6 protein-coding genes and 1 pseudogene are annotated in these 7,012 nt (G+C 68.8%); 1 reads left to right on the top strand and 6 read right to left on the bottom strand.

The features are described from left to right. Positions 1–393 (bottom strand): annotated as a pseudogene (locus ACJ8AN_RS10070) (hypothetical protein); the annotation flags it as partial. Between the two features lie 50 nt (positions 394–443). Here ACJ8AN_RS10070 and ACJ8AN_RS10065 point away from each other — a divergent pair. Continuing rightward, positions 444–1,013 carry a hypothetical protein gene (locus ACJ8AN_RS10065; protein ID WP_407755064.1) on the top strand — a complete coding sequence of 190 codons (570 nt, stop codon included), beginning with the start codon at positions 444–446 and terminating at the stop codon, positions 1,011–1,013. Between the two features lie 27 nt (positions 1,014–1,040). Here ACJ8AN_RS10065 and ACJ8AN_RS10060 read toward each other — a convergent pair whose 3' ends face one another. From ACJ8AN_RS10060 to ACJ8AN_RS10040, 5 genes are all read right to left on the bottom strand, one after another. After that, complete coding sequence (locus ACJ8AN_RS10060) at positions 1,041–1,868, bottom strand: c-type cytochrome (protein ID WP_407755063.1); 828 nt, start codon at positions 1,866–1,868, stop codon at positions 1,041–1,043. A gap of 22 nt (positions 1,869–1,890) precedes the next feature. After that, entirely contained in the window at positions 1,891–3,009 is a 1,119-nt protein-coding gene (locus ACJ8AN_RS10055; RefSeq protein WP_407755062.1) for a metallophosphoesterase family protein, read from the bottom strand. Between the two features lie 14 nt (positions 3,010–3,023). Further along, complete coding sequence (locus ACJ8AN_RS10050) at positions 3,024–4,349, bottom strand: cytochrome-c peroxidase (RefSeq protein WP_407755061.1); 1,326 nt, start codon at positions 4,347–4,349, stop codon at positions 3,024–3,026. A 132-nt stretch (positions 4,350–4,481) separates the two neighbouring features. Beyond that, entirely contained in the window at positions 4,482–6,287 is a 1,806-nt protein-coding gene (locus ACJ8AN_RS10045) for a tyrosinase family protein (protein WP_407755060.1), read from the bottom strand. Then, positions 6,284–6,985, bottom strand: coding sequence for a YebC/PmpR family DNA-binding transcriptional regulator (locus ACJ8AN_RS10040; protein WP_407755059.1), 702 nt, complete (start codon positions 6,983–6,985; stop codon positions 6,284–6,286). Before ACJ8AN_RS10040 ends, ACJ8AN_RS10045 begins: the two co-directional genes overlap by 4 nt. Positions 6,986–7,012: the final 27 nt, after the last annotated feature.

Genomic DNA, 7,012 nt, shown 5'->3' with positions numbered 1-7,012 from the left:
CCCGTGGCTATTGAGGCTGACATAGGCGAGCGCATCGTCGGCGCCGGAGTGGAGCGTGTTGGCGTTGGCGAAGACGGCCTCGGCGGCCTTGAACACGGGGAGGGCGGGCCGGGACACGTAGAGCAGCGCCGCGCCGAGCCCCACCAGGCTGCCCAGGGCCAGGGACACCTTGCGGCCGAGGAAGTCCGCCACGGTGCCGGTAGGCACTTCGAAGAGGAAGTTGCAGAGGAAGAACCAGGCGTTGAGGAACAGCACCTGGGCCAGGGAGATGCCGCCCCAGTCGGTGAAGAAGGGCACGAGGACGGCGGAGAAGAACTGTAGGTAGAACAGCATCCGGATGGCCTGGAGCTTCCAGAGGTTGGATGCCAGGCGCCCGTCCGAGTCGGTCGGCATGGTGTTGCCTTCGTATACCGTGTGCCCGGGTTGGTGGCACGATGGGGCGCATGACCCGGAAGATGTTGCTGTTGTGCATGTGCCTGTCGCTCGCGGCCTGCGCCCGCTCCACCGCGTCCCAGCGCGGCGAGGGGGATGCGGCTTCGGGCATGGCCTTCAAGTCCTCGCTGGCGGTGCTGCTCGAGCACCGCGCCGAGCTGGTCCTCACTCCGGAGCAGGTGGACCGCTTCGAGAAGATGGACTTCACCCTGCACGAGAAGAACATCTCGCTCCAGTACGAGCTGGAGGCCCTGCGGGAACAGGTCAAGAAGGACAACAAGCCCTGGCACGGGGGCTACATGGGCGCGGGGGCGCACGACGTCAACGGAGGCAAGGGCGGGACGATGAGCGGGCCGCCCGAGGTGGACCAGCTGAAGCTCCAGCGCCGTCAGCGGCTGGAGCTCATCGAGTCCAAGCTGCGCCAGATGCAGGACAACGACTCGGAGGCCTATCTCCAGGCGGAGAAGGTGCTCTCGGAGGAGCAGAAGCCCCGGGCGCGCGAGCTCTTCTCGCAGGAGCGCGACAAGCTGCTCCAGCAGTTCGAGGCCATGCACTTCAAGATCCGCAAGGGCGACTACTGAGGCCATCGCCCCGGGCGGACCGGGCCCTCAGTGCTTGCCGAACTCGAGCGGCACGCCCTTGCGTTTGGCGTAGATGAACGCCTCCATGGCGCGCATCTTCGGATCATTGTCGGCCAGGGGCTTGCCGCGCACCGGGTTTTCGATGCACCAGTTGATCATGTCGCGCAGCATGGCCACGCGGCCGAGCTGCACCTGGTACTTCGGATAGGTCTCCGGGTGCGTATTGGCGGCGTCCGGGTGGCACATGTCACAGGACACCGCCACCGTGCTGCCGAGCGCGTCCGCGTCATGGAACACGCGGTTGCCCTCCTCGACGAAGGCCTGGGTGGAGGCGGCCCAGATCTGCTCATCGCGCTCACTGAAGGCGCCGTAGGTGTGGCCCGCCTGCACGTCGGCGCCCTTTTGTGCCGCCATGCCCGAGGCGCCCGAGGACGCATTGGGGCCGTTCTCCCGGTTGCTCTTGCCCGCCGAGGGCTTCTGCGGCGTGGGTGGCACCGCGGGCGGGCTGCGAGGGCCCTGCGGATGGGGGCTCGGCGGCGGAGTGGGGGCCTGGGCCAGCACCGCGGAGGGAGCGGGAGTGTCGTCCCAACGCGCGTCCGGGTTCTTGCGGCGCCACTCCCTCATGAGCTGCTGGGTGACGTCCAAGGCCTGTCCGTGCGACAGCTTCTCGCCTTCCTTGACGCCCTTCACCTCGAGGGCCGTCTCGCCATCGCACAGGCCGAGCACGAGGTTGCGGTTCTTGGATGGAGGCAGCGTGTGTTGGGGGAGCGCATCGGAGCCGGTGGCCAGGGCCACGCCGCTCAGCGCCGACAGCAGCGCGCACAGGCCCGTGAGGAGCTTCGTCCGGTGGTTCATGGTGTTCTCTCGCGGGTATTCGTTAGTAGCTGGGCAGCCGGGGGCGGGGAGGGGCGTCCTTCTTGCCGTTGGAGGCCAGGTAGCTGGAGCGCACGGTGATGGGGGCGCGGTCCCACAGCCGGTAGAGCTTGTCGACGACGCCGGCCTCGAGCACGTCCACGCGGCCGGTGCCGAGCCCGTCGAAGTTGCTGAAGGGATCCACCCGGTTCATCTGCACGGTGAGGCTCGGGAGGCCCTCGGGGGCGTAGGGCCAGGGCCACGCGGTGGACAGCATCCCGTGGAACTGGATGTTGTCGATGCGGTTGCTGAGCAACTGGTGCGTGTGCCCGTGGATGACGGTGACGTGCTCGAAGGGCTTGAGCAGGGCCTGCACCTCGTCCGCGTCCTCCGTCCAGAAGTTCCACGGCCGGTAGTACTTGTAGAGCGGCGAGTGACTGAAGACGATGACGGGCGTCTTCTTGTCCACCTTGGCCAGGTCCTGGCGCAGCCACTCGCGCTGCTCGGCGCCCACCTCGAAGCGGGACTGGATGCCGTTGTCCAGGCCGGCGACGATCTTCATGCGCTCCATGGGCGTGTAGCCGGGCTTCGTCCAGAAGTCCTTCTCCACCACCGAGTTGAGCACCACGAAGTGCACGCCCTTGTGCTCGAACGCGTAGGTGGGCTGGCCGAAGAGCTCGCGCCACGCCTCGCCCATGTCGAGGTACCAGTCGTGCTCGCCGACCATCATCTTCACTGGCGCCTTCACGGCCTTGAGGATCTCCGCGCCGAGCTTCAATTCCTCGCGCTGGCCGAGCTGCGCCAGGTCTCCGCCGAAGAGGACGAAGTCCGGCTGCGGGTCCAACCCGTTGACGTCGTCCACGGCACGCATGATGGAGCGCACGAAGCGATCATTGAGGTCGCGCGTGTAGAGGTGCGTGTCGGAGATGTACGCGAAGGAGAAGCGCGGCTTGGACTCCTGCGCGCCAGCGACGCGGACGAGCTGGAAGCCGTGCGGTGTCACCAGCCCCATGCCCGCGGCGATGCCGGCGGACAGCCCGGCCACGCGCAGGAAGGCCCGGCGATCCAGCTTGCCCAGCTCATCGAAGAGGGCCTGGCGCTCCTCGTAGTACTTCGTCTCGATGCTCTTGTATCCCTTGCCCATGGGCCGTGCGCCTCCTACTTCGCCGGAGTCTTCGCCTTCTGCGTCGTCTTGCCCGCTGCCGCTTCGCCGCCGTACGCACCGACGTCGGCGGGGTTCTTCACCTCGAGGTTCGGGCTGACGCCGATGTCCCCGAAGTTGCCCTTCTTCCCCAGGGCCACGGCGGTGTCCCGCTCGGGGCGCGTGTTCTTGCGAGCGCGCTGCTTCGCCTGCTCCTGGGCGTTGAACTTCGCGTAGCGCTCGTCGGTGAGGGTGAAGAGGAAGGCGACCAGGTCGTCGATCTCCGGCTCGGTGAGCCCCAGCCGCTGCATGCCTCCATCGAGGAAGGGATTGGCGATGCCGCCCTTGTTGTAGTGGTCCATCACGTCCCACAGCGTGGCGAGCGAGCCATCGTGCATGTAGGGCGCGGTGACGCCGATGTTGCGCAGCGTGGGCGTCTTGAAGGCGCCGATGTCGTTGTCGTACTTGGTGACGAGGAAGCGGCCCAGCTCGGTGAAGTCCGTCTGGAGGGCCAGCTCGTCGATCTGCTTCTCGTCGCCGGTGCGCACCACGCGCAGGCCCTCCTGGGCGAGTTTCACGAAGTCCTGCTTGTGCGCCGCGATGCCGATGTTGTGGAACTTCTGATCCGAGAACAGCGGCGCGGTGGCGTTGGCCGCGTGGCACGAGTTGCAGCGGCCCTTGCCGTTGAAGAGGGCCCAGCCGCGCCTCGCCGAGGCCTCCAGGGCCTTCTCGTCCCCCTGGAGGAGGAAGCGGTCGAAGGGCGCGTTGCCGGAGAACTGGGTGCGCTCGAAGGCCGCGATGGCCGCCGCCAGGTCGTCGTAGTTCACCTCGCGGCCGAAGACGCGCTGGAACTCGGAGGCGTATTCGGGGATGCCCCGCACCTTGGCCACCACGGCCTCGGGCGAGGGCATCGCCATCTCCACGGGGTTGAGGATGGGCAGCTTCGCCTGCTCCTCGAGCGTGGCCGCGCGCCCGTCCCAGAACTGGGTGGCGTTGAACATGGCGTTGAGGACGGTGGGGCTGTTGCGCTTGCCCTTGCGCTTCTGCACGCCCTCGGCGAGTGGCTTGCCGTCCACGAAGCCCTTGTCCGGGTCATGGCAGGTGGAGCAGGAGGTGGAGTCGTCCGCGGACAGCCGCTTGTCGAGGAAGAGCTTCTGCCCGAGCGCGACCTTCTCCGGAGTGGGCTCGGCGCCGGGCGGCACGGAGAGCTTCCAGAGCGTGGCGGAGACACCGGGTGGCAGCTTGGGCGGAGGAGGTTGGCCCTGAGGGGCCTCCTCGGCGGAAGCGGCCCCGGCGAACAGCAGGGCAGCGAGCATCCAGGAAACACCGGCCCCACGCCTCATGGTTGTTCCTCCCTCGGCCGCGCACCGCGAAGCACGGCCCGCAGCAATAGACCCGTGCTGCGCGCGCTCCAATCGGAGAACGAGAGCGGTGTTCAGTCCTCCGCGCTGTCAGCGAGGAGACACGGAACGCGCTCAGGGAGAGATGTGATTGATCCAGATGTTGCGCGTCGCGATGTGCGAATGCGTGACGAGGTCCGCGATGCGCTGTCCGGGAGGCAGGGGCCGGTTGAACGGATAGCCCCACTCGTGCGAGGTCGCCGCGTCCTCTCCGCCCACGGCTTCCCGCTCCGCATGGGTGATGATGACCATGAAGCGGAAGAGCAGGCCCTCGCGCCGGCCTCGGGGCAGCAGCAGGTTCAGGGGCCAGCCGCGCTCGTGCACCACGGAGGAGCGGCTCGCGGGCCGGTGGATGACTGCCTGCTCCGAGGGCTTCAGTGTGTGGACGAAGTGGTCCAGCTCCATCCACATCCGGCGATCCTCGGCGTACGCATCCGCCGCGACGAGGAGGCGCACCAGGACCTTCTGCTCGCGCGGCAGCAGGTTCTCCACCCGCAGGAAGTAATGGAACGCGTCGTGGTCGAGCCGCACCGGATGCTGCGCCATGTGCGTGCGCAGCGTGTGCGTGCTCGCGCGGAAGGCCGGCGGAGGACTGGTCCACGCGTCACCGCCGAAGGTGGCCTCGCCCCACTTCTGCCCGTCGAAGTCCGGAGCGTCCGCCCCGGGAATGTCCTGGTGGAAGCACAGGAGGATGTCCGGGCTCTGGTGCGCTGGAGCGAGGCCGTCTCCGAGCCACTTGCGCACGAGCACCTGGGGCGCGTCGGCCGACACGTCGTGCGGAGGCAGGTGGGTGCTCTGCCAGGCGTCGATGATGTCGTCCACGTGGCGGCGCCAGCGGAAGAAGAGCGGATCCCTCGCCGCGGTGGCCGGGGAGGCCATGACCCCGGGCAGGCCCGACCTGTCGCGAGGGCCCGTCAGGCACGCGAGCAGCACGTGCCCCAGGTTGTGGTGCGAGCCATAGTGCCCGAGCGGGTCCGCCCAGGCCTCGCCGTCCACGGAGCCCAGGTTGGACTCGGCGGTGTCGGCGAGTTGCTCGAGGCTCTCGAGGAGGATGGGCGTGCCGCCGTGCCACAGCAGCCCCGAGGAGGCCGCGGTGAAGAGCCGGTCGCGGCGCATGGCGTGGTCGTCAATCCCGTAGCCGGGAATCCCCTTCGGGCTCAGGCCGGGTGGCCGGGGCGCGAAACCGGGGAGGCCGGCGTCATAGCCCTCGTTGATGGGGGACGCGTAGTCCTCCAGGGGCACGGTGCGGGGCATGCCGAACGCCAGCCGCTCCGTGTCGTAGCGGGCCAGCAATTGCTGGTGCACGTACCAGAACAGCTCTCCCCGCCGCTCTTGCAGGAGCCGGCGCTGGGGCTGCGTGGGATCCGGGTAGCCGGCGGCCGGGTGCTTCACGTGCCACGTGTCGACGTGGTCGTTGAGCCCCGTGTCCTCGCGGAAGTAGTCGAGCCACACCTCCGCGCCGGGAGTCCCCGGGTTGCCCTTGCGCGCAAGCTCCGGGCGCTTGGACGGCACCACGAGGTGCGGGGCGCGCTCCACCAGGGGCGGCACGGACAGCGCGCGGCCCTCGGGGTGGTGGGCGAGGAAGACGCGCAGCGCGTACTTCGTCTCCTCGGGGTCTCCGTGTCGCGCCTGCTGCTCGGCCTCGTCGAGCACCGCCGCGAGTCCCGCCTCACCGGGCCTTGCGTTGGCCAGCTCCATGAAGCGGGCCGTCACGGACAGCGCCCGCTGCTGGTGCGAGGGCAGGAAGGGAAGGAAGCGATGCGTGGGGGAGGGCGGCTCGAGGGGCGCGAGCTCCCCGCGAGCCGTCAGGGGCAACGGTGCCGCAGGAGACTCGCGGCACAGCAGGGCCCGCACCCGGGTGTTCAGCTCCGCGAGGTTCACTTGAGACCGACGTAGATGTTCTGGACGTCGTCGTCCTCGTCCATGGCCACGAGGAACGACTCGACCTCGGCGCGGGCCTCGCCCTCGAGCTGCACCGGATTCTTCGCCACCCACGCGAGGCTCTGCGCGCTCACCGTCCAGCCCAGGCCCGTGAGGGCCTTGCTCACCGTGTCGAGCTCGGTGGGGTTCGTCAGGAAGCGGGTGGCGCCTTCCTCGGCGGCCTCGAGGTCCTGCGCGCCCGCCTCGATGGCGGCGGTCTCCGCGTCGGCGCCGCCCTCGGGAGGCGTGGCCTCGATGACGCCCAGGCGGTTGAAGTCCCAGGACACCGCGCCGCTGCTGGCCAGCTGCCCCTTGCGGAACAGCATCCGGAGGTTGGTGGCGGTGCGGTTCTTGTTCTCGGTGAGGCACTCGACGATGACCGGCACCTGGTGCGGGGCGAAGCCCTCGTAGATGACGGTCTCGTAGTTCACCGGCTCATCCAGCAGCCCGGCGCCCCGCTTGATGGCGCGCTCGAGCGTCTCGCGCGGCATGGACGCCTTCTTCGCCTGCTCCACCGCCATGCGCAGCCGGGGGTTGGTGCCGGGGTCGGGGCCTCCCGCTTTGGAGGAGACGATGAGCTCCTTCACCAGCTTGGTGAAGAGCCGGCCCTTGGCGGCCGCATGCTCGGTGCGGCCCTTCTGCTTCCATTGAGCGCCCATGGGAGCGCTCCTACCTCATTCGGAGGC

It is taken from the genome of Archangium sp., from assembly GCF_045802675.1.
Lineage (GTDB): Bacteria > Myxococcota > Myxococcia > Myxococcales > Myxococcaceae > Archangium.
Note: the sequence above shows the minus strand (reverse complement) of the source record. Positions and strands in the feature narration are given on the sequence as shown.

Excerpts from the sequence above, each read along its gene's own strand:
- ACJ8AN_RS10040 (WP_407755059.1), bottom strand. The coding sequence starts at position 6,985 with ATGGGCGCTCAATGGAAGCAGAAGGGCCGCACCGAGCATGCGGCCGCC.
- ACJ8AN_RS10060 (WP_407755063.1), bottom strand. The coding sequence starts at position 1,868 with ATGAACCACCGGACGAAGCTCCTCACGGGCCTGTGCGCGCTGCTGTCG.
- ACJ8AN_RS10055 (WP_407755062.1), bottom strand. The coding sequence starts at position 3,009 with ATGGGCAAGGGATACAAGAGCATCGAGACGAAGTACTACGAGGAGCGC.
- ACJ8AN_RS10050 (WP_407755061.1), bottom strand. The coding sequence starts at position 4,349 with ATGAGGCGTGGGGCCGGTGTTTCCTGGATGCTCGCTGCCCTGCTGTTC.
- ACJ8AN_RS10065 (WP_407755064.1), top strand. The coding sequence starts at position 444 with ATGACCCGGAAGATGTTGCTGTTGTGCATGTGCCTGTCGCTCGCGGCC.